General features: G+C 71.5%; 24 protein-coding genes and 3 tRNA genes. 12 read left to right on the top strand and 15 right to left on the bottom strand.

The annotated features are described in order from the left end of the window. The first annotated feature begins 16 nt into the window (after positions 1–16). Positions 17–997: an NAD(P)H-quinone oxidoreductase gene (locus ACZ6D7_RS14940; protein WP_469489821.1), complete on the top strand. Its 981-nt coding sequence runs from the start codon at positions 17–19 to the stop codon at positions 995–997. Between the two features lie 62 nt (positions 998–1059). Here the strand turns inward: ACZ6D7_RS14940 and ACZ6D7_RS14935 are convergent, their stop codons facing one another. Further along, a complete protein-coding gene (locus ACZ6D7_RS14935; RefSeq protein WP_469489818.1) occupies positions 1060–1380 on the bottom strand; it encodes a hypothetical protein in 321 nt (106 codons plus the stop codon). Between the two features lie 562 nt (positions 1381–1942). On the opposite strand from ACZ6D7_RS14935, the gene ACZ6D7_RS14930 reads away from it, so the two are divergent. Continuing rightward, a complete protein-coding gene (locus tag ACZ6D7_RS14930) occupies positions 1943–2488 on the top strand; it encodes a bacterial proteasome activator family protein (RefSeq protein WP_469489813.1) in 546 nt (181 codons plus the stop codon). A gap of 74 nt (positions 2489–2562) precedes the next feature. On the opposite strand, the gene ACZ6D7_RS14925 is transcribed toward ACZ6D7_RS14930, so the two are convergent. Continuing rightward, positions 2563–4203, bottom strand: coding sequence for a protein kinase domain-containing protein (locus tag ACZ6D7_RS14925; protein WP_469489811.1), 1641 nt, complete (start codon positions 4201–4203; stop codon positions 2563–2565). 364 nt (positions 4204–4567) lie between these two features. Here ACZ6D7_RS14925 and ACZ6D7_RS14920 point away from each other — a divergent pair, with 364 nt between their 5' ends. Continuing rightward, a complete protein-coding gene (locus ACZ6D7_RS14920) occupies positions 4568–6166 on the top strand; it encodes a protein kinase domain-containing protein (protein WP_469489808.1) in 1599 nt (532 codons plus the stop codon). 143 nt (positions 6167–6309) lie between these two features. On the opposite strand, the gene ACZ6D7_RS14915 is transcribed toward ACZ6D7_RS14920, so the two are convergent. Beyond that, positions 6310–6453 carry a hypothetical protein gene (locus ACZ6D7_RS14915; protein ID WP_469489801.1) on the bottom strand — a complete coding sequence of 48 codons (144 nt, stop codon included), beginning with the start codon at positions 6451–6453 and terminating at the stop codon, positions 6310–6312. 840 nt (positions 6454–7293) lie between these two features. Here ACZ6D7_RS14915 and pdhA point away from each other — a divergent pair. The 3 genes from pdhA to ACZ6D7_RS14900 are packed head-to-tail and all read left to right on the top strand — an operon-like array spanning position 7294 to position 10922. Beyond that, the gene (gene pdhA, locus ACZ6D7_RS14910; RefSeq protein ID WP_469489799.1) at positions 7294–8475 is read left to right on the top strand and encodes a pyruvate dehydrogenase (acetyl-transferring) E1 component subunit alpha; all 1182 of its coding nucleotides are present in this window, start codon (positions 7294–7296) and stop codon (positions 8473–8475) included. A 1-nt stretch (position 8476) separates the two neighbouring features. After that, entirely contained in the window at positions 8477–9469 is a 993-nt protein-coding gene (locus ACZ6D7_RS14905; RefSeq protein WP_469489794.1) for an alpha-ketoacid dehydrogenase subunit beta, read from the top strand. Between the two features lie 10 nt (positions 9470–9479). After that, a complete protein-coding gene (locus tag ACZ6D7_RS14900) occupies positions 9480–10922 on the top strand; it encodes a dihydrolipoamide acetyltransferase family protein (protein ID WP_469489790.1) in 1443 nt (480 codons plus the stop codon). Between the two features lie 162 nt (positions 10923–11084). Here the strand turns inward: ACZ6D7_RS14900 and ACZ6D7_RS14895 are convergent, their stop codons facing one another. The 6 genes from ACZ6D7_RS14895 to ACZ6D7_RS14870 form a co-directional block, all read right to left on the bottom strand. Beyond that, a complete protein-coding gene (locus ACZ6D7_RS14895; protein WP_469489786.1) occupies positions 11085–13397 on the bottom strand; it encodes a hypothetical protein in 2313 nt (770 codons plus the stop codon). Between the two features lie 3 nt (positions 13398–13400). Then, positions 13401–13472 (bottom strand) — tRNA-Arg (locus tag ACZ6D7_RS14890). A 5-nt stretch (positions 13473–13477) separates the two neighbouring features. Next, positions 13478–13549 (bottom strand) — tRNA-Trp (locus tag ACZ6D7_RS14885). A gap of 4 nt (positions 13550–13553) precedes the next feature. After that, positions 13554–13626, bottom strand: a tRNA-Cys gene (locus ACZ6D7_RS14880). An 81-nt stretch (positions 13627–13707) separates the two neighbouring features. Further along, positions 13708–15021: an MFS transporter gene (locus ACZ6D7_RS14875; protein WP_469489782.1), complete on the bottom strand. Its 1314-nt coding sequence runs from the start codon at positions 15019–15021 to the stop codon at positions 13708–13710. Then, positions 15018–15731 carry a GntR family transcriptional regulator gene (locus tag ACZ6D7_RS14870; RefSeq protein ID WP_469489777.1) on the bottom strand — a complete coding sequence of 238 codons (714 nt, stop codon included), beginning with the start codon at positions 15729–15731 and terminating at the stop codon, positions 15018–15020. The genes ACZ6D7_RS14875 and ACZ6D7_RS14870 overlap by 4 nt, the downstream gene beginning before the upstream one ends. A 226-nt stretch (positions 15732–15957) precedes the next feature. Here ACZ6D7_RS14870 and ACZ6D7_RS14865 point away from each other — a divergent pair, with 226 nt between their 5' ends. Beyond that, positions 15958–16860 carry a D-alanyl-D-alanine carboxypeptidase family protein gene (locus ACZ6D7_RS14865; protein ID WP_469489772.1) on the top strand — a complete coding sequence of 301 codons (903 nt, stop codon included), beginning with the start codon at positions 15958–15960 and terminating at the stop codon, positions 16858–16860. Positions 16861–17004: 144 nt separating this feature from the next. Here ACZ6D7_RS14865 and ACZ6D7_RS14860 read toward each other — a convergent pair whose 3' ends face one another. Continuing rightward, positions 17005–17829 (bottom strand): maleylpyruvate isomerase family mycothiol-dependent enzyme, encoded by an 825-nt coding sequence (locus ACZ6D7_RS14860; protein WP_469489768.1) that lies wholly within the window; start codon positions 17827–17829, stop codon positions 17005–17007. Between the two features lie 222 nt (positions 17830–18051). On the opposite strand from ACZ6D7_RS14860, the gene ACZ6D7_RS14855 reads away from it, so the two are divergent. After that, on the top strand, positions 18052–18861 hold the full coding sequence (locus ACZ6D7_RS14855) for a carbon-nitrogen family hydrolase (RefSeq protein ID WP_469489765.1): 810 nt from the start codon (positions 18052–18054) through the stop codon (positions 18859–18861). A gap of 42 nt (positions 18862–18903) precedes the next feature. On the opposite strand, the gene ACZ6D7_RS14850 is transcribed toward ACZ6D7_RS14855, so the two are convergent. Further along, on the bottom strand, positions 18904–19398 hold the full coding sequence (locus tag ACZ6D7_RS14850; RefSeq protein WP_469489762.1) for an LURP-one-related/scramblase family protein: 495 nt from the start codon (positions 19396–19398) through the stop codon (positions 18904–18906). Next, complete coding sequence (locus tag ACZ6D7_RS14845) at positions 19395–20384, bottom strand: GlxA family transcriptional regulator (protein ID WP_469489759.1); 990 nt, start codon at positions 20382–20384, stop codon at positions 19395–19397. Before ACZ6D7_RS14845 ends, ACZ6D7_RS14850 begins: the two co-directional genes overlap by 4 nt. Positions 20385–20436: 52 nt before the next feature. Between ACZ6D7_RS14845 and ACZ6D7_RS14840 the strand changes: the two genes are divergently transcribed. From ACZ6D7_RS14840 to ACZ6D7_RS14825, 4 genes are read left to right on the top strand one after another with little or no spacing between them, the layout of a single operon-like run. After that, positions 20437–20829, top strand: a complete 393-nt coding sequence (locus ACZ6D7_RS14840) for a cupin domain-containing protein (protein ID WP_469489756.1) — start codon at positions 20437–20439, stop codon at positions 20827–20829. Between the two features lie 40 nt (positions 20830–20869). Continuing rightward, positions 20870–21061 carry a hypothetical protein gene (locus ACZ6D7_RS14835; protein WP_469489752.1) on the top strand — a complete coding sequence of 64 codons (192 nt, stop codon included), beginning with the start codon at positions 20870–20872 and terminating at the stop codon, positions 21059–21061. Further along, entirely contained in the window at positions 21058–21240 is a 183-nt protein-coding gene (locus tag ACZ6D7_RS14830; protein ID WP_469489749.1) for a hypothetical protein, read from the top strand. The genes ACZ6D7_RS14835 and ACZ6D7_RS14830 overlap by 4 nt, the downstream gene beginning before the upstream one ends. After that, entirely contained in the window at positions 21237–21494 is a 258-nt protein-coding gene (locus tag ACZ6D7_RS14825; protein ID WP_469489746.1) for a hypothetical protein, read from the top strand. The genes ACZ6D7_RS14830 and ACZ6D7_RS14825 overlap by 4 nt, the downstream gene beginning before the upstream one ends. Before the next feature lie 82 nt (positions 21495–21576). Here the strand turns inward: ACZ6D7_RS14825 and ACZ6D7_RS14820 are convergent, their stop codons facing one another. The 3 genes from ACZ6D7_RS14820 to ACZ6D7_RS14810 form a co-directional block, all read right to left on the bottom strand. Beyond that, on the bottom strand, positions 21577–21828 hold the full coding sequence (locus tag ACZ6D7_RS14820) for a DUF6458 family protein (protein WP_469489742.1): 252 nt from the start codon (positions 21826–21828) through the stop codon (positions 21577–21579). Between the two features lie 102 nt (positions 21829–21930). After that, entirely contained in the window at positions 21931–23253 is a 1323-nt protein-coding gene (locus ACZ6D7_RS14815; protein ID WP_469489739.1) for a M18 family aminopeptidase, read from the bottom strand. Positions 23254–23389: 136 nt separating this feature from the next. Beyond that, positions 23390–25216 (bottom strand): acyl-CoA dehydrogenase, encoded by a 1827-nt coding sequence (locus ACZ6D7_RS14810; protein WP_469489734.1) that lies wholly within the window; start codon positions 25214–25216, stop codon positions 23390–23392. Positions 25217–25296 lie beyond the last annotated feature (80 nt).

Here is a 25296-nt window from a genome sequence, read left to right as displayed (position 1 = left end):
CGGTAGCGTCCCCCTCATGCATGCGATCACGATTCCCGAACCTGGTGGTCCCGAGGCGCTGGTGTGGGACGAGGTCCCCGATCCCGTACCCGGCGAGGGCGAAGTGCTCCTCGAGGTGGTGGCCGGTGCCGTGAACCGCGCCGACATCCTTCAGCGGCAGGGCTTCTACGACCCGCCGCCGGGCGCGTCCCCCTACCCCGGTCTGGAGTGCTCCGGCCGGATCGCCGCGCTCGGCCCCGGGGTGTCCGGCTGGAGCGTCGGCGACGAGGTGTGCGCGCTGCTCTCGGGCGGTGGCTACGCCGAGAAGGTCGCCGTCCCGGCGGGCCAGCTGCTGCCCGTGCCCGAGGGCGTCGACCTCGTCCGGGCCGCCGCGCTCCCCGAGGTGACCTGCACGGTCTGGTCGAACGTCTTCATGATCTCCCACCTCCGGCCCGGCGAGACGCTGCTCGTGCACGGCGGTTCCAGCGGCATCGGCACCATGGCGATCCAGCTGGCCAAGGCCGTCGGCGCGAGGGTCGCGGTCACCGCGGGCACCAAGGAGAAGCTGGACCGCTGCGCCGAGCTGGGCGCGGACATCCTGGTCGACTACCGCGAGCAGGACTTCGTGGCCGAGCTGAAGACGGCCACCGGCGGCGCGGGTGCCGACGTCATCCTCGACAACATGGGCGCGAAGTACCTGGACCGCAACGTCCGTACCCTCGCCGTCAACGGCCGGCTCGCGATCATCGGCATGCAGGGCGGCGTGCAGGGCGAGCTGAACATCGCCGCCCTGCTCGGCAAGCGCGCCGCGATCACCGCGACCTCGCTGCGGGCCCGGCCGCCGGCCGAGAAGGCGGCGATCGTCGCGGCCGTACGCGAGCACGTCTGGCCGCTGATCGCCGCCGGCCGCGTCCGTCCCGTCGTCGACCGGGAGATCCCGCTGCCCGACGCGGCGGCCGCGCACCGGGTCGTGGAGGAGAGCACGCACGTGGGCAAGGTGCTGCTGGTCGCGCCGTAGCGACCGGACGGGGCATAGCGACCGGATCGGCGGGATCGGCCGTCGCGGCTGTGGCGCGCGGATCAACCGCGGCGCAGCCGCAGGGCGGCGAGGCCGAGGGCCAGCCCGAGCCCGATGAGGACCAGGCCGCTGCCCAGCGGCAGGATCCGCAGCACGGGCCCCTCGGCCCGCTCCCCCTGCGCGCCCGCCTGCCGCACGTCGTCCTCGGCGGGCGGGGAGGTCACGGGGACGACGGCGGCCTCGGGCGGCGCGTCCGGGTCGGCGTCGGAGTCGGCATCGGCGTCGGAGTCACCCTCCGTCCCGCCGTCGGCACCCGTGTCCGACTCCGTGTCCGTCTCCCCGTCCTCCTCCGGCTCTGCCTCCGCCGCCGCCTCCTCCTCCATCTCCTCCTCGTCCAGCTGGTCCTCCTCGTCCCCTCGACCCGGCCGCTCCCGCCCTTCTCCCGCGCGGCTGCCGGCCCGGTCGGGGGAAGGTGAAGAGGAGGGCGATGGCGAGGGCGAGGAGGAAGAGGAGGAGGGAGAGGGAGAGGGAGAGGCGGAGAGAGAGGGGGAGCCCGGGCGCCCCGACGGCGAGACGCTGCCGTACGTCGATACGGACCCGTACGTCGATACGGACCCGTACGTCGATACGGACCCGTACGTCGAAACCGTGCCGCACGTCGATACGGCCGCGCACGTCGATACAGCCGCGTACGCCGAAACGCCCCCGTACGACGCGACGCCGGCGTACGGCACCGCGACGATCACCCCCACCGCCCACAACCCCCGCCGCCATGGAGTCACGCCCGTGACCCCCTCCCGGTGTGCCGTCGCCAAGAAAAGACGCCATAAGCCTCACATCACGCATATATCGCCGCATCCGGGACTGCGCCGAACGGAAACGGTGGATCACCCTGCACAGGGGGCACCACGGTGATGAGGTGTAGGGGTGCGAGAGAATGGCGGCATGGAGATGCCGAGGAACGAAAGGTCGCCGGAGAACGCCCAGAGGATCCTGGTCGTGGGCCAGGACGGCATGGCACTCGGCGGCGTCGACGCCGACGAGGACTCCCGCGAGATTCCGGTGACGGAGCAGGTCGAGCAGCCGGCGAAGGTCATGCGGATCGGCAGCATGATCAAGCAGCTGTTGGAGGAGGTGCGCGCGGCTCCCCTGGACGAGGCGAGCCGGGCCCGGCTGAAGGAGATCCACGCCAGTTCGGTGAAGGAGCTGGAGGACGGCCTGGCGCCGGAGCTGGTCGAGGAGCTGGAGCGGCTCTCCCTGCCGTTCAACGAGGACTCCACGCCGAGCGACTCGGAACTGCGGATCGCGCAGGCCCAGTTGGTCGGCTGGCTGGAGGGCCTCTTCCACGGCATCCAGACCACGTTGTTCGCGCAGCAGATGGCCGCGCGCGCCCAGTTGGAGCAGATGCGCCGCGCGCTGCCGCCGGGTGTGGGCCACGAGGGCGGCGACGACCCGCGGACGGGCGGCCGTTCGGGCGGACCGTACCTCTAGGCCGTACCCCCCACGCATTCCACATCAAGGGCCCGGCGGGAGACCGCCGGGCCCTTCTCATGTCGACGCGGGTGTCAGGACGGCGGGTTGCCCGTCGACACGCTCAGTTCGATGTCCGGCATGTCGTCGGGGTCGACGTCCGTGCCGGCGGACGGGAACTGGTCCATGACCGCGCCCTCGCCGTAGGTGTTCTCGTCCATGTACTTGATGTCCAGCTGCCAACCGGCGGCCTGGAAGCACTCCTTGACCGAGGCGATGTACTTGAACTTGAAGTTCGGCATCTGGATCTTGTCGGGGTCGTTGTACGACTCCGACGCCTCGGAGCACTCGGTCGGGTCGATCGTCTTGGACGGGTCCGGGCCGCGGTAGTCCGTCGCCTTCGTCGCCGACGCGGAGGCGCTGGCGCCGCCGCCCCCGCCGTTGTCGTCGTCCGAGCCGCTGCCGTTGACCGCGAGGCTGCCGATCAGCGCGCCGACCGCCACCACGGCGACCAGGGTCGACCCGATGACGACCTGCTTGGCGCCCTTGCGCTTGCCGCCCGAGGACACCGAGGTCGAGGGCCCCGGGCCGGGGTTGTACGCCGCAGGCGTGTGCGGGCCCTGCTGGTGGCCGTAAGCCGGGGCGGGCGTCTGATAGCCGCCCTGCTGCGGATAGCCGTAGGAGGCGCCCGGGGCCGGGGTGCCGTACGGGTTCGGGACCGGGGTCTGCGGGTACGGCGTCTGGACGTTGCCCACCGGCGGCGGGGTGCTCTGGCCGACCGGCGGGAACACCGCCGAGCCCACACCCGACCCGCTCTGCGTCGGCACGCCCGGGACGATGCTCGGCGGGGCCGCCTGGAAGGAGGCCGCCACCCGCAGACACTCGTCGCGCATGGACTCGGCGGTCGGGAAGCGCTCGTTCGGGTTCTTCTTCAGCGCGCGGGCGACGAGCGCGTCCACGGCGGGCGGCAGCGCCCGGTTGATGGAGGAGGGCGCGACCGGCTCCTCCTGCACATGCGCGTACGCGATCGCCAGCGGCGAGTCAGCCTCGAACGGCAGCCGCCCGGTGACCAGTTGGAACAGCATGATGCCGACCGAGTACAGGTCGGAGCGGGCGTCCACGGCGCGGCCCAGGGCCTGCTCGGGCGAGAGGTACTGCGGGGTGCCGACGACCATGCCGGTCTGCGTCATCGAGGTGACACCGGACTGCATCGCGCGGGCGATGCCGAAGTCCATGACCTTGACCACACCGCGCTTGGTCATCATCACGTTGCCGGGCTTGATGTCGCGGTGGACCAGGCCCATCTCGTGGCTGATCTCCAGCGCCGCCAGCACGTCCGCGGTGATCTTCAGCGCCTTGTCGGCGGGCATCGCGCCCTGCTGCCGTACGTCCTCGTCGAGCACCGAGCCGAGCGGGCGGCCCTCGATGTACTCCATGACGATGTAGGGGGTCGTCAGACCGCCGAGGTCGTCCTCACCGGTGTCGAAGACCGAGACGATGTTGGTGTGCGTGAGCTTGGCCACTGCCTGGGCCTCGCGGCGAAAACGCTCGCGGAAGGCCTGCTCACGGCCCAGTTCGGTGTGGAGTGTCTTGATCGCGACCTGTCGGTCGAGCACGCTGTCGTACGCCAGGTGCACCGAGGCCATGCCGCCCTCGCCGAGCAAGTCGCGCAGCTGATAGCGGCCGCCGGCGAGCGCCCGCCCCGCGTACCGGCCCTGTGCGCCGTCCTGGCTCATGTTCTGCGTCCCCCGTAGGCCTTCAGGCGCCGTTGACCGTCGTTGCTGCCGTTGACTGCCGTTGATCGAAAGTGCTATTCCCGGCCAAGTCTGCCGCAGGGCACTGACACGTCAAGCTCGGTGCCCGTTCCGTGACCCTACGAGAAAGAAGCGTCGCGGAAGCGTTACAGGTGCCGTACGAGCGGTACACGGAATTTGCACGCCGCCAGGGAGGACCGGTTTGATGGCCGGTCCGTCTCCGGTCGGCGGAGGGGCTCGTCAGGGGCTCGTCCCGGACGGGCGGCTTGCGCGGAGGCTGTAGCGTGGCCGACGGAGACCGTAACAACACCGCGCGCACCGCGGGCAGAAACGACGGCGAGGACTGATGGCACAGCAGCAGCGCGCCCAGGGCCCGTCCGACCCCGAGGCGACTGGCGGCGGCATGTCGGACGCGCCGGAGAACTGGGGCAACGGCGGACTGGTCGGCGACGGCCGGTACCGGCTGACCCACAGACTCGGCCGGGGCGGCATGGCCGAGGTGTTCGCGGCCGAGGACGTACGTCTGGGCCGCACCGTCGCGGTCAAGCTGCTGCGCGCCGACCTCGCCGAGGACCCGGTGTCCAAGGCCCGCTTCACGCGTGAGGCCCAGTCGGTGGCCGGGCTCAACCACCACGCGATCGTCGCCGTGTACGACTCCGGCGAGGACTTCGTGGGCGGCCAGAGCGTGCCGTACATCGTCATGGAGATCGTCGAGGGCCGCACCATCCGCGACCTTCTCCTCAACGCCGAGGCGCCGGGGCCCGAGCAGGCGCTGATCATCGTCTCCGGGGTGCTGGAGGCGCTCGCCTACTCGCACCAGCACGGCATCGTGCACCGTGACATCAAGCCGGCGAACGTGATCATCACGCACAACGGTGCCGTCAAGGTGATGGACTTCGGCATCGCGCGCGCCCTGCACGGCGCGTCCACGACGATGACGCAGACCGGCATGGTCATGGGCACCCCGCAGTACCTCTCCCCGGAGCAGGCGCTCGGCAAGGCCGTCGACTACCGCTCGGACCTGTACGCGACGGGCTGCCTCCTCTACGAACTCCTCGCGCTGCGCCCGCCGTTCACCGGCGAGACCCCGCTGTCGGTGGTCTACCAGCATGTGCAGGACATCCCGGTGCCGCCGTCGCAGACCTCGGACGGCGCGTGCCCGCCGGAGCTCGACGGCATGGTCATGCGGTCCCTCGCCAAGGAGCCGGACGACCGGTTCCAGACGGCCGAGGAGATGCGCGGCCTCATCCAGTACGCGCTCCAGATGCTGTACGACCAGGGCGGCCACACCGGCACCTGGAACACCGGCCCGGTCACCGTGCACGACGGCCGCGCGGCCGCGGGCGGCTTCGCGAGCACGACGGCGCTGCCGCACCACGACGGCTCCAGCACCTCGCAGATCCCGCAGCCCATCCTGCCGACGGGCTACGGCGGTGGTGACGACGGTGGCTTCGAGGGCCACGGGAACAAGGGCAGCGGCCGCGGCAAGCTGTGGATCCTGGCCGTGCTCGCGGTGATCGCCATCGCGGCGGGTGTCGCGCTCGCGCTGAACACCAAGAACACGGGCAACGGCGACGCCGGCACCTCCGAGTCGCCGAGCGCCTCGCAGTCCGCGACCCACGACCAGCCCAGCGAGACGCCGTCCGAAGAGACCACGGACGACACCTCCGACGACACCGCGGACGACAGCACCGGCTCGGACTCCGGTTCGAACTACTCGCCGCCGTACACCCCTTCGGACACGCCGTCGTACTCGCCGTCCCAGCCGGAAACCACCGAGCCGACGGAGGAGGAGACGGACCCGGGGACCTCGGAGGAGCCGTCGAACCCGGAGACGAGCGACCCGGGGACGGACGACGGCGGCACCAGCGAGGGCACGTCGGAGGGCACGTCGAGCGGCACGGACCAGGGCACCACCAGCCTGGGGGCCGGCCTCGGCGGCTGACCGGCCAGCGTACGCCACCTCTTCGACCACGTGCGACCTTTCGACCACGTGCAACCTTTCGACCACGTGCAACCTTTCGACCACGCGCGCGTGGGGCCCGGAACAGGGCTCCACGCGCGCGTGGCCGTTTCGGGGCGTCGAGCTCAGTCCGTGAACGCCCTGCACACCGCGTCGTAGGCGCGGGTGTCCCCGCGCCGGTCCGCGTGGCGCTCCAGCAGCGTGCGGCGCTCCAGGAGGCGGTGGCGGGCCAGCTCGTCGAAGGAGTCGGCCGGGCGGTGCCGGCGCACGCGCGCGAGGAGGTCGTCGATGAGGGCGAAGGTGTGGGCGGGCTCGGGGGCGCGGTGGCGGTGGCGGGGGGCGTGGGCGCGTGGGAGGTGGTGCGCGCCTGCTCGTGCGCCGGGGTGGGCCGTTCCCCGTGGGCCGGCATCACGCGCTCCAGGCTCGCGTGCACCAGGCCCAGCGGCGCGCCCAGCCGTCCGCACTGGGCGGGGGTGAGCTGGGCGCCGTTGCGGTGGCGGCCGTCGATCCAGGCGGTGGCGCGGTGCCGGCGGGCGATCGAGGCCGGGTCGGCGGTGTCCGGGTCGAAGTGGTGCTTGAGGAAGTAGCGGCCGTGGGTGGGTACGCAGGAGCGCGGCACCCGCCCGATGCCAGGGCAACGGAAAAGCCTGTGAGCTGGGCGTTGTCACAGAACGTCAGCGGATGTCACAGATGATCGTCGGTGATCGCGGGAGCGGGGCCGCTCCGGCTGCCCGTGCGGCTGCCCGCTCGGCTACCCGTCGGTAGGACTCCGGCTTCGGCCGCTCATGGTCAGTCATGGTCAGGTGGACTCTTCCCGTGTCCCGGGTCACCGATATACCGTGCCGTTGTTCCGGCCCCCTGCAAGGCTGTGACCAGGCAGAGTTCCCGATTTCGCGATTTACTTGGAAATCCAAGCAAAAACGCAGGTCAGGAGGGGTTTCGCAGAAATGTGAAGCACTGGGTAACGTGCCTTTTGCAGGGCGCTCGCCGGGGCACCTGTCACGCCTGCTCCCGACCGGGCCGCACCCACCCTGTGCGTCGGTGGGGGCGCAGGTGAGCCGCACTGGCACCCGGCGAACCCGGGTAGCCGGACCGACGGAGGAGCACACGTGACCGTGGAGAGCACTGCCGCGCGCAAGCCGCGACGCAGCGCCGGTACGAAGAGCACGGCCGGCAAGCGGACCACCGCGAGGAACACGCCGGGCACCGAGCCGGAGCTCGTACAGCTGCTGACGCCCGAGGGCGAACGCGTAAAGAACGCCGAATACGACAAGTACGTCGCCGGCGTCACCCCCGATGAGCTTCGTGGCCTGTACCGCGACATGGTGCTCACCCGCCGCTTCGACGCCGAGGCCACGTCCCTCCAGCGCCAGGGCGAGCTGGGCCTGTGGGCGTCGCTGCTCGGCCAGGAGGCCGCGCAGATCGGCTCCGGCCGGGCGCTGCGCGACGACGACTACGTCTTCCCGACCTACCGCGAGCACGGCGTCGCCTGGTGCCGTGGGGTCGACCCCACCAACCTGCTCGGCATGTTCCGCGGCGTGAACAACGGCGGCTGGGACCCGAACGGGAACAACTTCCACCTCTACACGATCGTCATCGGCTCCCAGACGCTGCACGCCACCGGCTACGCGATGGGCATCGCCAAGGACGGCGCCGACAGCGCGGTGATCGCCTACTTCGGCGACGGCGCGAGCAGCCAGGGCGACGTCGCGGAGTCCTTCACCTTCTCCGCCGTCTACAACGCCCCGGTGGTGTTCTTCTGCCAGAACAACCAGTGGGCGATCTCCGAGCCGACCGAGAAGCAGACCCGCGTGCCGCTCTACCAGCGCGCCCAGGGCTTCGGCTTCCCGGGCGTCCGGGTCGACGGCAACGACGTGCTGGCCTGCCTCGCGGTCACCAAGTGGGCGCTGGAGCGGGCCCGCAACGGCGAGGGCCCGACCCTCGTCGAGGCGTACACGTACCGCATGGGCGCCCACACCACCTCCGACGACCCGACGAAGTACCGGGCGGACGAGGAGCGCGAGGCCTGGGAGGCGAAGGACCCGATCCTGCGCCTGCGCCGGCACCTCGAGGCCTCAAACCACACGGACGAGGCATTCTTCGCGGAACTCGAGGCCGAGAGCGAGGCGTTGGGCAGACGAGTGCGCGAAGCGGTCCGTGCCATGCCGGACCCGGACCACTTCGCCATCTTCGAGAACGTGTACGCGGACGGGCACGCGCTCGTCGACGAGGAGCGGGCCCAGTTCGCCGCCTACCAGGCGTCGTTCGCGGACGCTGAAGGGGGCAACTGAGATGGCGGAGACCGTGACGTCCAAGAACATGGCACTGGCCAAGGCGATCAACGAGTCGCTGCGTCGCGCCCTGGAAGCGGACCCCAAGGTCCTGATCATGGGTGAGGACGTCGGCAAGCTCGGCGGCGTCTTCCGCGTGACGGACGGCCTCCAGAAGGACTTCGGCGAGAGCCGGGTCATCGACACCCCGCTCGCCGAGTCCGGCATCGTCGGCACCGCCATCGGCCTCGCCCTGCGCGGCTACCGCCCGGTGGTGGAGATCCAGTTCGACGGTTTCGTCTTCCCCGCCTACGACCAGATCGTCACCCAGCTCGCGAAGATGCACGCGCGCTCGCTGGGCAAGGTCAAGATGCCGGTCGTCGTCCGGATCCCCTACGGCGGCGGCATCGGCGCGGTCGAGCACCACTCGGAGTCCCCCGAGGCCCTGTTCGCGCACGTGGCGGGCCTGAAGATCGTCTCCCCGTCCAACGCGTCCGACGCGTACTGGATGATGCAGCAGGCCATCCAGAGCGACGACCCGGTGATCTTCTTCGAGCCCAAGCGGCGCTACTGGGACAAGGGCGAGGTCAACACCGAGGCCATCCCCGGCCCGCTGCACAAGGCCCAGGTCGTCCGCGAGGGCACCGACCTGACCCTCGCCGCCTACGGCCCGATGGTGAAGCTCTGCCTGGAGGCCGCCGCCGCGGCCGCCGAGGAGGGCAAGAACCTCGAGGTCCTGGACCTGCGCTCGGTCTCCCCGCTGGACTTCGACGCCATCCAGACGTCGGTCGAGAAGACCCGTCGGCTGGTCGTCGTCCACGAGGCGCCGGTGTTCTTCGGCTCGGGCGCGGAGATCGCCGCCCGGATCACGGAGCGCTGCTTCTACCACCTGGAGGCCCCGGTGCTCCGGGTCGGCGGCTACCACGCCCCGTACCCGCCGGCGCGCCTGGAGGAGGAGTACCTGCCGGGTCTGGACCGGGTGCTCGACGCCGTCGACCGTGCCCTGGCGTACTGAGGAGAGGGTCGTGACGACGATGACGGAAGCGTCCGTACGCGAGTTCAAGATGCCCGATGTGGGTGAGGGCCTCACCGAGGCCGAGATCCTCAAGTGGTACGTGCAGCCCGGCGACACGGTGACCGACGGCCAGGTGGTGTGCGAGGTCGAGACGGCCAAGGCCGCCGTCGAGCTGCCCATCCCGTACGACGGTGTGGTCCGCGAGCTGCGCTTCCCCGAGGGCACCACGGTGGACGTGGGCACGGCGATCATCGCGGTGGACGTGTCCGGCGGAGCGGCGCCGGCTCCCGCCGAGGCACCGGCACAGGTGCCCGCCCCGGCCCCCGCCGCCACTCCCGCCCCGGCCGAGGAGAAGCCCGTGGGCTCCGGCCGCCAGCCGGTCCTCGTCGGGTACGGCGTGGCGGCCTCCTCCACCAAGCGCCGCCCCCGCAAGGGCGCGGAGATCCCCGCCCAGGAGCCGGCGACCGCGACCGCAGCGGCGGCCGTCCAGGCGGAGCTGAACGGCCACGGGAGCACCCCGGCCGTACAGGAGCGGCCGCTGGCCAAGCCGCCGGTGCGCAAGCTGGCCAAGGACCTGGGCGTCGACCTGACGACGGTCACGCCGACCGGCCCGGACGGCATCATCACGCGCGAGGACGTCCACGCGGCGGCGGCCCCGGCCCAGGCGCCCGCGCAGGCGCCCGTGCCGGTCACCGTCCCGCAGCCCGTCCCGGCGGCGGCCGTCCCGGCGCCGGTCGTCACGTACGACACGGCGCGGGAGACCCGTATCCCGGTCAAGGGTGTCCGCAAGGCGACGGCGACGGCGATGGTCGGCTCGGCGTTCACGGCACCGCATGTCACCGAGTTCGTGACGGTCGACGTCACGCGCACGCTGAAGCTCGTCGAGGAGCTGAAGCAGGACAAGGACATGCAGGGGCTGCGGGTCAACCCGCTGCTGCTGATCGCCAAGGCCCTGCTGGTCGCCATCCGGCGCCACCCGGAGATCAACGCCTCCTGGGACGAGGCGGCGCAGGAGATCGTCCAGAAGCACTACGTCAACCTGGGCATCGCCGCGGCCACCCCGCGCGGGCTGATCGTGCCGAACATCAAGGACGCGCACGCGAAGACGCTGCCGCAGCTGGCCGAGTCTCTGGGCGAGCTGGTGGCGACGGCGCGGGACGGCAAGACGTCCCCCGCCGCGATGCAGGGCGGCACGGTCACCATCACCAACGTCGGCGTCTTCGGCGTCGACACCGGCACGCCGATCCTCAACCCCGGCGAGTCCGCGATCCTCGCCGTCGGTGCGATCCGGCTCCAGCCGTGGGTCCACAAGGGCAAGGTGAAGCCCCGCCAGGTCACCACCCTGGCCCTGAGCTTCGACCACCGCCTGGTGGACGGCGAGCTGGGCTCCAAGGTGCTGGCCGACGTGGCGGCGATCCTGGAACAGCCGAAGCGGCTGATCACCTGGGGCTGAGCCGCGCGCACGACCCGCACAGAGCCGCGCACCCGAGAACGGGGGCGCGGCTCTTGCGCGTCGGCGGCGTGCGCGCCGACCGCCTGTGCGTCGGCAGCCCGCATGCCGGCCGCCTGTGCGTCGGCAGCCCGCATGCCGGCCGCCCGTGTCGACCTCGGCGGCTCAGCCGGACGCCGTCGGATCCGGGCGGAGCCAGTGGTTCTCGGTCGTCCAGCCCAGGAAGCGCCGGCCCGCGCCCTCGTCCGCCGCTCCGCCCTCCGCCACCTGGCGCAGCCCCGTCAGCGCCGGGGCCAGGCGGGCGGCGACAGGAGCGGGATGGCGCGCGGCCTCCTCGCCGAGCCACCGCAGGGTGTCCTCCTGTTCCCGCGCGGTGCACAGGGAGAGGTGGAACACCATCTGCCGCCACGCGTAGGCCGCGTCCTTGATCGTGCCCAGCGGGCGGGGGTTGTCGTGCACCTGGGCGGTCAGCCGGCACACCGTGGTGAACGAGCGGCGTGCCAGGTCCTCCCAGCCGGGCGCCGGGGCGATGCCGGCCCGGTGGACCAGGGTGGCCAGGTTGTGCGTGGTGAGGATCTGCGCCTGCTCGATCACCGTGCCGTTCGCGGCCGGTGACCCGAAGCCCCACCGGGAGCGGGACGAGGAGGTCCCGGCGCGCTCCACGCACAGCTTCGCGAACCCCGGTGAGGTCCGCGCCCCCTGAAGCCGGGACTCCGCCTCGGTGATCGCCAGATGGCGGACGGCCCGGTAGTCGATGGCGTAGTAGCGCTCGTAGAGCGAGCCGCCGCCCAGGAGGTCCGCCGCGATCCGGGCCGCGACGAGGAACTTCGGGGTGAACGTGCCCATGAAGATGTCGGTGGCCAGCTCCTCCACCAGCGGCGCGCCGAGGTCCGCCGCGCGGGCGAGGACGGACAGCTCGCGCACCAGCGGGTTGGGCAGGATCGTGCCGGGGAACGCCTGCACGGCCAGTTCGCCCAGCTGTCGCAGCGCCACGGCCGCCACCTCGCCCGCCGCGTCGGCGGAGCGCTGCCCGGCCACGGCCCGTACCCACGGCAGCTCCTCCATCCGTACCTGCCGCTGGAGGTTGAGCAGCAGCAGCGAACGGCGGTTCGCGAACGCCCGGTGGTGGGCGGCCGCCAGGGCGCGCAGGGCCGGGTCCGGATGGGCCACGGCGGTGGTGGCGGCGACGAGCTGCGGGACCAGCTCGGCCAGTACCTCCGCCGAGGGCACGACACCGCGCTCCACGAGCGTGCCGAGCGGCGCGCTCAGCGCCGTCTCGACGGGCCGGCGGACGGCGGCCGGGACGGCCGCGCCGACCGGCAGCCCGGTCTCCCGCGCCTCGGCCTCGCCCACCGGCACCAGCAGCGGTTCGACCTCGGCCACCCCCGCCCCCTGCTCCAGCCCCGACAGTCGGCGCAGCACCAGCTGGGCCAGCGCGTGGTGGGAGGGGAGCGCGGCCTGGGCGGCCTGCGCGCGGCGCAGCGCGGTGTGCGGCTCGGAACCGGGCACTCCGCGCCGGCGCACCATCGCGGTGACGGCGTGCCGCAGCAGCCCGAGCCGTCGCGCGTTCGGTGTCCGCCCGGCGGTCACCTCCTCCAGCGCGCCCCGCAGGATGGCGAGGTTCTCCTTGGGGCGGAGGTGCTTGGTGCAGTACGTGTGCCGGTCGGCGAGGTCGCGGTAGCGCAGCAGCAGCGCGGCACCCCGCTCGTACCAGCCGTCGTGCGTGCGCCGGGCCGGGACGTGGACGGTGCCGTCGGCGTCGGCCGTCTCCAGCCAGTGCGTCAGGAGCGCGTCACCGAAGGGCTGCCAGACGGCCAGCGCCTCGCGCTGGGTCTCGACAGCCGTGCTGGGCCGGCGCCGGGCCAGGGTCTGGCCGGCCTCGGCGACGGTGTGCCGGTGCACCGCGCCGGGCGCGGCCGCCGGGCGGGTGGAGGGGCGCGGGGTGAACCGCAGACGTCCGGCGAAGGGGGCCAGTTCCTCGACGAGCGCGAGCGCCGCGTCCGTCTCCCCGGCCCGGGCCAGCCAGGCCACGGTGAGCAGGGCGGCCTCCTCCGGGACCGTGATCTCGTACCGTCCGCTGTCGAGCAGCGCGGCGAGCCGGCCCAGCCCGTCCTCGGACAGCCAGTACGCGAACAGCGCGCGCCGCTCGTGCGGTACGCCGGCGAGGCGCGCGGCCTCGGTCTCGTACTCCGTCAGAGGTCCCCCGGCGCTGGGCTCGCCGGTGGCGAAGCCGCCGCGCATCACGTCGAGGGTCACCCAGGCCGGGAGCCCGGACACGGGCGTGCGGGAGCCGATCGTCAGGCGTCCGCTCGCCATGCCGGCGAGGACGGCCCGCCAGGAGCGGGCGCGATCCTCGGCCCGGCGGCGGGTGTCGGGGTCGGGGTGGGTGCGCGCGGTGGCGAGCGCCCCGGCCAGTTGGCCGGACGCGTAGCCGGGAGCGGCCTCTGCGAGGTGCTGCTGGTCAGCGTCGTCGTTCATAAGCCGGCATGGCGGGTGCTGCCCCCGCTCCCTCCGGGTCCGGAGCCCGGTGCTCTGCTGCTGAGCTACATGCCGAGGATCCGACGTGGCGGGTGCTGCCCCCGCTCCCTCCGGGTCTGGAGCCCGGTGCTCTGCTGCTGAGCTACACGTCGAGGTCCGACGTGGCGGGTTCCGCCCCCGCGCCCTCCGGGTTTGCAGCCCGGCGCTCTGGCTTCTGAGCTACACGTCGACGCCCCGACGCTAGACGCCGAACACCCGCACGAACAACTGGGTTTCGGCGTCACTCACTCCCTGACGCCGTCACGCGTTCCTACGCCGGCACGTGCACCGTCTCCACCCGGCTCGCCACCAGCCGCTCCCGCTCCCGGCGGGCCGCGCGCTTGCGGAGCCGCAGGATCTGGCTGACGCCGAGCGCCTGGAGGACGAACACGCAGGAGAAGGCGACCCGGTAGTCGTCACCGGTCGCGTCGAGCAGGACGCCGATCGCGAACAGGGTGGTCATGGAGGCGACGAAGCCGCCCATGTTGGTGATGCCGGACGCGGTGCCCTGCCGCTCGGGCGGGTTCGCGGGCCGGGCGAAGTCGAAGCCCAGCATGGAGGCGGGGCCGCAGGCGCCGAGCACCGCGCAGAGCGCGATCAGCAGCCCCATCGGGGCGTGCTCGCCGGGGTAGACCAGCGTGACGGCCCACATCAGCGCGGTCGCGCCGACCGTGCCCAGGGCCAGCGGGAGCCGCGCCCCGTGGTGCCGGGCGACGATCTGGCCGTACACCAGTCCGACGACCATGTTGGAGAGGACGACCAGGGTCAGCAGCTCGCCCGCTGTGGCGCGCGACAGGCCCTGCGCCTCCACCAGGAACGGCAGGCCCCACAGCAGCAGGAACACCATCGCCGGGAACTGGGTGGTGAAGTGCACCCACAGGCCCAGCCGCGTCCCCGGCTCCCGCCAGGACGCGGCGATCTGACGGCGCACGTACGCGGAGCCGTGGTGCGGGAAGGGCTCCGGCTCGTGCCCCTCCGGGTGGTCCTTGAGGAACAGCAGGAGCAGGACGAGGACGACGACACCGGCGAGCGCGCTGCCCGCGAACGCGGCCGTCCAGCCGACGCCGTGCAGCAGCCGGGCCAGCACCAGGGTGGAGACGAGGTTGCCAGCCATGCCGGCCAGCCCGGCCAGCTGCGCCACCATCGGCCCGCGCCGTGCCGGGAACCAGCGGGTGCCCAGCCGCAGCACGCTGATGAACGTCATCGCGTCCCCGCACCCCAGCAGCGCCCGCGAGGCGAGCGCCATGCCGTACGAGGGGGAGAACGCGAAGCCGAGCTGCCCTGCCGTGAACAGCACGACGCCGATGGTCAGCACCTTCTTGGTGCCGAGCCGGTCGACCAGCAGCCCGACCGGTATCTGCATCCCGGCATAGACCAGCAGCTGGAGGATCGAGAAGGTCGACAGGGCCGAGGCGTTCACCTGGAAGCGGTCGGCGGCGTCGAGGCCGGCCACACCCAGCGACGTACGGAAGATGACGGCGACGAAGTAGACCGAGACGCCGATCCCCCAGACGGCTACCGCGCGTCGGCCGCCGGGCGGATCACCCGGAAGGGTGGAATTCGGGCCGGGCCGGCCGGCGCTCATCGGACCTGCCCACGGGCCAGGTGCGAGAACCAGCTGATGTGCCGGTGGACGATCCCGACCGCCTCGTCGGCGTCGCCGGAGCGCAGGGCCTCCAGGATCTCCTCGTGCTCGGTGAGCGTCTTGGCGATCCGGTCGGGGTGGGAGTGCAGCACCGCGACGCCCATCCGCAACTGACGGTCACGCAGCTGGTCGTAGAGGCGGGACAGGATCTCGTTGCCGCCGCTGCGGACGATCTCCGCGTGGAAGCAGCGGTCCGTGACCGCGGCGGCCGCCAGATCTCCGGCGGCGGCCTGCTCCTTCTGCCGCGCCAGCAGCTCCTCCAGCCGCTCGATCAGCCCGGCCGGCGCGGGGACGGCCTTGCGGGCCGCGTGTTCCTCGACCAGCAGCCGGGTCTCCACGACGTCCGCGATCTCCTGCGCGGAGACCGGCAGGACCAGTGCGCCCTTCTTCGGGTAGAGCCGGATCAGCCCTTCGACCTCGAGCCGCAGCAGCGCCTCGCGCACGGGGGTCCGCGAGACCCCCACGGCTTCGGCGAGTTCGCCCTCGGTGAGCAGGGTGCCGCCCTCGTAACGACGGTCCAGGACACCCTGTTTGACATGGGCGTACACGCGGTCGGCGGCGGGCGGTTGCCGGAGGGGGACGGGTGCCGGGGTGGGGGCGGGTGAGGGGGAGGTGGCGGGAGCCTGCGCGGGCGGAGCGGAGGACGGCATGTCCACAGGATAGATACAACGCGTACGCAACGGCGGGAACCATCCACCATGCGGGACGCGTGAAGGGGGTTGGGGGGCGGCGCCGCGCACAGCTTTTCGAAAGTCGTGCCAGCAGACGCACAACCTTCTGTGCTACTTACGTGTCACACACGTGCGGCCCCACTCTCCATTCCCCTTCCAATTCGGCCGCACTTCAGGGGCATTCGACGTAATCGGGGTATTTCAGTTGATAACCGCCACAAAGGGCTTCCGCCTCCGCAGAGCCGCCGCCGTCGTCGCCACGGCCAGTGCAGTGCTCGCGGGCGGAGTCCTCACCGCGGCTCCCGCTCAAGCCGTTACGGTGCCCACGGTCACCTCCAAGGGCGCGTACCTGATGAACAGCGTGACCGGAGCGGACCTCTACAAGAAGTCCGCCGACACCAAGAGGCTCACCGCCTCCACCACGAAGGTCATGGCCGCCAAGGTCGTGCTCTCGCAGGCGAACCTCAACCTGGACACCAAGGTCACGATCAAGGGGGCCATCAGCGACTACATGGTGGCCGAGGGCTACCCCTCGTCGGCCAAGCTGATCGTCGGCGACAAGGTCACCGTCCGTCAGCTGCTGTACGGGATGATGCTGCCGTCCGGCTGCGACGCGGCGATGGCCCTCGCCGACAAGTTCGGTACCGGCACGACGGTCGCGGCCCGCACCAAGAACTTCATCGGCAAGATGAACACCATGGCCAGCACCCTGGGCATGACGAACACGCACTTCGACTCGTTCGACGGCCTCAGCAACGGCTCCAACTACTCGACGCCGCGCGACCTGACGAAGCTCGCCCGCAGCGTGATGAAGAACTCCACGTTCAAGGCCGTCGTGAAGACCAAGTCGTACACGGCGAGGACCATCACCAAGACCGGTGCCACGCGCACCATGACGGCTTGGGCCAACACCAACACGCTGCTCGGCTGGAACGGCACGCTCGGCGTGAAGACCGGTTCCGGCACCGAGGCCAAGTACTGCCTCATCTTCGCCGCCACCGTCAACGGCGAGTCGGTCATGGGCACCGTCCTCACGGCTCCCGACGCGGCGAACCGCACGGCCGACGTGAAGAAGCTCATCAACTACGGCTTCGCGCGGATCAGCTGACGCCTGGGCATCCGCACCGCAACGGGCCCGTCGTGACCATCACGACGGGCCCGTTGCCGTTTTCGTTCCCGTTTCCGCGTTTCCGTCCCCCGGTGGACCGGGGCGCTCAGCCTCGAGTGCCGCCCCTGCCCGGTGTGGCCGCGGTCACTTCGTGACCGCGAGGTTTCGCAGGATCGCCGCCGTCAGCCGCGGCTCGCCCTCCGCCTTCACCCGGTCCGCGACGGCCTCCGGCGTCACCCGGCCGCAGGCCAGCCGGACGAACGTCTCCCAGTCGAGGGCGAAGGAGGCGGCGGGGCCGAGCGCGGGGGACGTCTCCAGGCTGCCGCGGCCCTGGATGTCGACGCGGATCGTGCGCAGGAACTCGATCGGGCCGTGCACATCGAAGACGACGGCGGAGCTGCGCGGGGCGTCCGCCCGCTCGGCGACCACGGCCGGCAGCTCGGCGAGCAGCACGTCCCGCGCGATGTGCGCGCCGGGGGAGTCGAGGTTGCCGGGGCGGCCGAGGGAGGCGCGCAGGTCCTGCTCGTGCACCCACACGTTGAACGCGTGGCCGCGCATCGACTCCTCCAGCGTCAGCTCCGTGCCCAGCGGGCCGCGTACGACCGTGCCCGGCTGGCGCGTCTCGTTCCGCAGCTGGCGGTTGCGGCGGATGATCGTCAGCTCCAGCTCGGACGTCATCTCCGGCGCCGTGTGGTGGCGGCGGACGTCGACCTGCGCCTCCATGTACCGCTGGAGGTCGGTGGTGACGTGGTAGAGATCGCGCGGCAGCGAGTGGATCGGGCGCGGATCGCCGTACATCTCACTGTCCAGGCCGATCACATGGGAGACCACATCGCGGACCGACCAGCCGGGGCACGGTGTCCGCCAGTTCCACTCGCCCTCCACAAGAGGCTGCACCAGCTCGGATATCGCTTCGATGGAGTGGGTCCAGGCGTCGGCGTAGGGCTGGAGGGTGGGATGCAGACTCACGGAACGGGACCCCTCGGCGGTCGGTACACGGGCGGTTGTGGCGGCGGGTGGCGGCGTTGCCAGCGGGATGCGGTGACGGTCGGTGGGCGGGCGGCGGGTGTCGGCGGCTGTCGGCGGGTGTCGTGGAACGCTAAGTTACGCTGCTGTGAGGCACCCCGGCAGTGCTTTCGTGTGACGATCGTAGGCCCGTATGGACGGCTCGAATGCCAGGACGGTGGTAGTGTGCGCGCCTCTCTGATCCAACTCGCCGTGGATGAGGGCGAATCGGTCGCATCGCGCCGGGTGCGCGTGGCCTCGCTGGTCCGGGAACAGGCCGACGGCGCCGATCTCGTGGTGCTGCCGGAACTGTGGACGACCGGGGCGTTCGCCTACGAGGAGTTCGCCACCGAGGCGGAGCCCCTGGAGGGGCCGACCTACGAGGCGATGGCCAAGGCCGCGAGCGACGCGGGCGTGTGGCTGCACGCCGGCTCGATCCCCGAACAGGACCCCGAAGGTCCCCTCTACAACACGTCTCTCGTCTTCTCCCCCTCCGGTGAGCTGGCCGCCACCTACCGCAAGATCCACCGCTTCGGCTTCGACAAGGGCGAGGCGGTGCTGATGGGCGCGGGCGAGGAACTCGTGACGGTCCGGCTGCCGGACACGACCCTCGGTCTGGGGACCTGCTACGACCTCCGTTTCCCCGAACTCTTCCGCGGTCTCGTCGACGCCGGCGCCGAGACCTTCGTCCTCCCCGCGGGCTGGCCGGAGCGCCGCCGGGCGCACTGGACGCTGCTGGCCCGGGCGCGGGCGGTCGAGAACCAGGCGTTCGTGCTCGCATGTGGAACGGCCGGGACGCACGCCGGAGTTCCGCAGGCGGGTCACTCGATCGTGGTCGATCCGTGGGGCGAGGTCCTCGCCGAGGCGGGGCCCGACGAGGAGATCCTCACGGTCGACTTCGACCCGGCGAAGACGGCGGCGACGCGGGAGCAGTTCCCGGCGCTGAAGGACCGGGTGCTGGGCCTCGAACGGCCGCGGCGCCAGGACAGGTCCTAGTCGCTCCGAGCGTCTGCCCTTCGCTCGTCGGTTCCCCGCTCGTCAGTCCCCGTGTTCCTTCTCGGCGAGGTGGATCACGCACACCGTCACCGCGATCAGCAGCGCCGGATCCACGTCCTCCCGGACGACGTCCACGCCGTACGTCTCCCGCACGTGCAGCCAGCGCCGGGAGACCACGGCCAGCAGCTCACCGTCGTACTCGATCGCGAACTCCCGATCGAGGATCTTCCCGCTGACGTCCAGCTCGGTGCGGCCGTCCGCCAGGGACACCCGGTAGTGGTTGCGCAGCAGGGACAGCCGTTTGCGCCGGACCGTGGCCAGCGGCTCGCCCTCCCGCTCGATCACCATCGTGTCCCGCAGGGCGAACATCTTCTGGTGGATGTCGATCAGGACCTGCCCGCGGGTGTCCTTCAGTTCGAAGGTGTCGCGCAGCCGGATCGCCTTGCCGTCCACCAGGAACACCCTGTTCCCGTGGTCGTCCTCGATCCAGTAGTCGTCACCGAAGGCCAGCAGCCGGTCGCGTACGAGGAATCTCATGTCCTCACGGCTTCCCCGGCGGCCGGTCCGAAACGCCGTCTGTAGGCCGACGGGCTGAGGCCGGTCTCGCGCCGCACGCGCGCGCGGAGGTTGGCCGCGGTCCCCAGACCGCTGCGCGCCGCCACCACGTCCAGCCGCTCCTCGCCCCGCTCGATCAGCCGGCACGCGAGTGCCACCCGCTCGCCGGTCAGCCAGGCCAGCGGGGTCGTGCCGAGCTGGGCCCGGAAGCGGCGGTGCAGCGTCGCCGGGCTCACCGCGGCCCGTGCCGCGAGGCCTGCCACCGTCAGCGGCTCCCCCAGCCGCTCCTGCGCCCACGCCAGCAGGGGCGCCAGCGACTCGTCGGGCACGTCCGGCAGCGGCCGCTCCACGAACTGCCGCTGCCCGCCGTCCCGGTGCGCGGCGAAGACCAGCCGCCGGGAGACGGCGTTGGCGATCTCGGCGCCGTGATCGCGCCGGACGACGTGCAGGCCGAGGTCGAGCGCCGAGGCACTGCCCGACGCGGTGAGGATGTCGCCGTCGTCGACGAAGAGGACGTCCGGTTCGAGGCGCACGCGCGGGAAGCGGACGCGGAAGGAGTCCGCCCACATCCAGTGGCAGGCCGCGCGCCGGCCGTCCAGCAGTCCGGCCTCGGCCATCGTGAACGCGCCCGAGCAGAAGCCGACGAGCCGGGCGCCACGCGCGTGTGCCCGGCGCACGGTGTCCAGGACGTGGGGGGAGCGCGGGGTGTCGGTGTCCGGCCGGTTCGGCACGATCAGCGTGTCCGCGTCCTCGGCCGCCTCCAGCCCGGCGACGCCGCTGAGTGTGAAGAAGCCGTCCCGCATCCGGGTGGCCGGCCCGTCCGCGCACAGCCGGAAGTCGTACAGTTCCCGGCCCAGCTCGGGGCGGCGCAGCCCGAAGACCTCGATGGCGCAGCTCATCTCGAAGGGGTTCGAGTTCTCGTCGACGATCAGTACGACGCGGTGCGGCTGAGAGGATCCTTGCGGCATATGCGATTCCTAGCACTCGCCGGACCCCCGGGCCCAGCCCCACGATGAGGGCATGACCGACGCACCCGTCTCCCTGCCCGCCGCCCTCGCCTCTTTCACCGACCGCTGGAGCCCCCGCATCGTCACCACGGTCAACGACTACGACGTCCGGGTGGCCAAGGTCGAGGGAGAACACCTCTGGCACACCCACGACCACACCGACGAGTTCTTCCTGGTCCTGGAGGGGGAGCTCCGGATCTCCCTGCGCGAGCCGGAAGGCGAGCGCACGGTGACCCTTCCCAAGGGCTCCGTCTTCACCGTCCCACGCGGCATCGAACACAAGCCGTACGCGCCCGTACCCACCGAGATCCTCCTGCTCGAACCGACCGGCACCTCCACCGTCGGCGACCGCCACGAGGAGGTACCCGACCACGTGGACGCGACGACGGGCCACGCGCTGGCCTGACCCGACACCGACGGAACGTCACGGCGCCCGGCTCCTTCACATGGAGGGGCCGGGCGCGGACACGCTGGAGCTGGACCGGCCCCTGGTGGACGACGCGGTCCTCTGCACCTCGGAACTCGTCACCAACGCCTGCGTGCACGCGAAAGGAGGCGACGGCACCGTGCTGTGGCTGGCGGTGGAGCAGGGCGGCTGCGGGTGGTGGTGTACGACGGGGACGCGAATCCGCCGGTGACGAGAGAACGGACGGCGGAGGCATGGCACCAGGGCGGTGGCCGGGGCCTGTACCTGGTGGACGCCCTCACCGACGGCCGCTGGGGGCACGGTCGGGACATCCCGTACGGCGGGCAGGCGCACCCGGAGGGCAAGGGCGGGTGGTTCGACCTGCCCGTACTCCGAGGGTCGGCACCATGACGGACGACCAGCCGCAGAGACTCGACCGGCAGCAGCAACTCGAAACGGCGGCCGTGATCCTGTGTCTCGCCCGCCCGATGGTCGACGACGGCGCACACCCCACCGCCGACCAGCTCCGCTGGATCGCGGGCCGCCTGGCCGAGTCCCTGACGGACGTCCTCGCCATCGCCGCCGAGCGGATCCCGGCAGGCGACGGTCGGTCGGGACAGCTCCCCGCGCCCCGGGATCACCCGATCCCAGGAGGCGGGAGCTGACGGGCCCCGGCCTGCGGGACGCCCTGGACGCACCAGACGGCGGACTGCCCCATGACGAACGGGTCCTGGGCCCTGCGAGGGCTCAGCTGCCGTACCCGTCGCTGTATCCGCCGCGGTGGTGGTGGCGCTCCTCCTCGACCACGGTCGTGGTCGCCGGAGGCACCACCACGCGGCGGCGTCGCGCGATGCTGCTGAACGTGGTGACGCCGATCAGGCCGACGATCATCAGGATGACTCCGACCAGGTCGAGATTGACCCCTTGCATGTCCCAGTCGGTCGCGAAGGTGAGGATCGCTCCTACGGCGATCAGGATGATGCACCCGCCGAGGCCCATGGTGTTGCCTCCCTGTACGGTCCGGTGGTTCCGTTCCGGTTCCGGTGGTTCCGGTGGTCCCGGTCTGTGGTCCGCACCGGCGGGTACCCCACTCCCCCCGAACTACCCCTCCAGGAAGGCCACCAGGGCGTTGGCCAACAGATAGGGGTCGGCGTCGCCGCACAACTCCCGTGCGCTGTGCATCGACAGGATGGCCACGCCGATGTCGACGGTCCGGATGCCGTGCCGGGCGGCGGTGATCGGGCCGATCGTGGTGCCGCACGGCATGGAGTTGTTGGATACGAAGGACTGGAAGGGCACGTCCGCCTTCTCGCAGGCCGCGGCGAACACCGCCCGGCCCGAACCGTCCGTCGCGTAGCGGTTGTTGACGTTGACCTTGAGGATCGGGCCGCCGTTGACGCGCGGGTGGTGCGTCGGGTCGTGCCGCTCCGCGTAGTTGGGGTGGACCGCGTGCCCGGTGTCGGAGGAGAGGCAGACGGTGCCCGCGAAGGCGCGCGCCCGGTCCTCGTACGATCCGCCGCGCGCGAAGACTGAACGTTCCAGCACACTGCCGAGCAGCGGTCCGTCCGCGCCGGTGTCGGACTGCGAGCCGTTCTCCTCGTGGTCGAAGGCGGCCAGCACCGGGATGTACGGCAGCTCCGTGCCGCTCGTGGCCACGGCCGCCAAGGCCGCGGTGGCGGAGTGCACGGACAGCAGGTTGTCCATGCGCGGGCCGGCCACCAGTTCCTGGTCGCGGCCCAGGTAGGCGGCCGGCTCCACGGGGTGGGTCATCAGGTCCCAGCCGGCGACCTCGCCCGCCGGCAGCCCGGCCTCCTCCTCCAGGAAGGCGATCAGGTCGCCGCCGCGGACGTCGCCGCCGAGGCCCCAGACGGGCTGGAGGTGGCGCTGCTTGTCGAGCTTGAGGCCGTCGGTGTTGACCGCCCGGTCGAGGTGGATGGCGAGCTGGGGCACGCGCAGCAGCGGCCGGCCCACGTTCACGAGGCGCGTCGTGCCGTCCCGCAGGGTCAGCCGGCCGGCGATGCCCAGATCGCGGTCGAGCCAGGAGTTGAGCAGCGGTCCGCCGTAGATCTCCACGGCGACCTGGCGCCAGCCGTGCGCTCCGGTGTCGGGCAGCGGCTTGACCCGCAGGTTGGGGGAGTCGGTGTGGGCGCCGATGATCCGGAAGGGGGTGTGCGGCGGGGCGCCCTCGGGGACGTACCAGGCCATGATCGCGCCGCCGCGCAGGACGTACCGGCCGCCGAAGCCCGCGGCGGAGGCCGTCGATGTCTCCGTGTCCCAGGCGTCCGTCTCCATGACCTGACGGAAACCGGCCTTCTCCAGGCGCTCGGCGGCGTTCGCCACGGCGTGGTACGGCGACGGGCTCGCCGTCAGGAAGGACATGAGGTCGTCGGTGTGGCCGCGGTCGAAGCGGGCGGGTGCGCTCATGGGTTCACCTTAACGACGGACGAGAGCCCGCCCCCCGGTCATGGGAGCGGGCTCTCGTGAGGACGGTGTGAGAGTCACCGGGTCGGTGACCGGGCGGCATTTTGGCATGCCGCGCCGGTCACCGGGGCGGGATGGATCAGAACGCGGCCTCGTCCAGCTCCATCAGGTCCAGCTCGACGCCCTCGGCGATCTTGCGGGCCAGGGTGACGCCCGGCAGCACGTTGGCCGCGAAGAACTTCGCTGCCGCGATCTTGCCGGTGTAGAACGCCTTGTCCTTGGCGGAGGCCGTCTCCAGCTTCTCGGCGGCGATCGCCGCGCCCTTGAGGAGCAGGTAGCCGACGACCACGTCACCGGAGGCGAGCAGCAGGCGGGTGCTGTTCAGGCCCACCTTGTAGATGTTCTTGACGTCCTGCTCGGTGGCGGCGAGGTCGGTCAGCATCAGGCCGACGATGGCCTCCAGCTCGACGGCGGCCTTGGCCAGGTGCTCGCGGGCGCCCGCCAGCTCCTCGCCGCCGGTGCCGAGCGCGAGGAACTTCTTGATGTCCTCGGCGAGGGAGTTCAGCGCGGCGCCCTGGTTGCGGACGATCTTCCGGAAGAAGAAGTCCTGGCCCTGGATGGCGGTGGTGCCCTCGTACAGGGTGTCGATCTTGGCGTCGCGGATGTACTGCTCGATCGGGTACTCCTGGAGGAACCCGGAGCCGCCGAAGGTCTGGAGCGACTGGGCGAGCTGCTCGTAGCCCTTCTCGGAGCCGTAGCCCTTGACGATCGGCAGGAGCAGGTCGTTCAGCGCGTGCTCGGTCTTGGCGTCCTCGCCGGCCGCCTCCTTGACCGCGATCGCGTCCTGCACGGAGGCGGTGTAGAGGACCAGGGCGCGCATGCCCTCGGCGTACGCCTTCTGCGTCATCAGCGAGCGGCGCACGTCGGGGTGGTGGGTGATGGTGACCTTGGGTGCGGCCTTGTCCATGAAGTTCGCCAGGTCGGGGCCCTGGACGCGCTCCTTGGCGTACTCCAGCGCGTTCAGGTAGCCGGTCGAGAGCGTGGAGATCGCCTTCGTGCCGACCATCATGCGGGCGAACTCGATGATGCGGAACATCTGGCGGATGCCGTCGTGCTTGTCGCCGATCAGCCAGCCCTTGGCAGGGTGGTTGTCGCCGAAGGTCATCTCGCAGGTGTTGGAGGCCTTGAGGCCCATCTTGTGCTCGACGTTGGTGGCGTAGACGCCGTTGCGCTCGCCCAGCTCGCCGGTCTCGAAGTCGAACTCGTACTTGGGCACGAGGAAGAGGGAGAGGCCCTTGGTGCCGGGGCCGGCGCCCTCGGGGCGGGCGAGCACGTAGTGGAGGATGTTCTCCGACATGTCGTGCTCACCGGAGGTGATGAAGCGCTTCACGCCCTCGATGTGCCAGGAGCCGTCCTCCTGCTGCACGGCCTTGGTGCGGCCGGCGCCGACGTCCGAGCCGGCGTCCGGCTCGGTGAGGACCATGGTGGAGCCCCACTGCTTCTCGACGGCGATCTGCGCGATCTTCTTCTGGACGTCGTTGCCCTCGTCGAAGAGGATGCCGGCGAACGCCGGGCCGGAGGAGTACATCCACACGGCCGGGTTCGCGCCCAGGATCAGCTCGGCGTACGCCCAGATCAGCGACGGGGGAGCGGTGGTGCCGCCGATCTCCTCGGGCAGGCCCAGGCGCCAGTACTCGGAGTCCATGAAGGCCTGGTAGCTCTTCTTGAAGGACGCCGGGACGGGCGCGGTGTTGGTGGCCGGGTCGAAGACCGGGGGGTTGCGGTCGGCGTCGGTGAAGGACTCCGCCAGCTCGTTCTCCGCGAGGCGGGTCAGCTCGTCGAGGATGCTCTTCGCGGTCTCGGTGTCCATCTCCTCGAAGGGGCCGGTGCCGTACAGCTTGTCGCGCCCCAGTACTTCGAAGAGGTTGAACTCGATGTCGCGGAGATTCGGCTTGTAGTGCCCCATGGCGATGGCTCCGTAGAGAGATCGGCGAGGCACTTGGATCCTCGCGCCAGTTCACTTACCAACTAGTAGCTCCGATGATG

This window comes from Streptomyces sp. NPDC041784 (assembly GCF_055591025.1).
The sequence above is the reverse complement of the archived record's forward strand: the minus strand, read 5'-3'. Positions and strand labels throughout refer to the sequence as shown.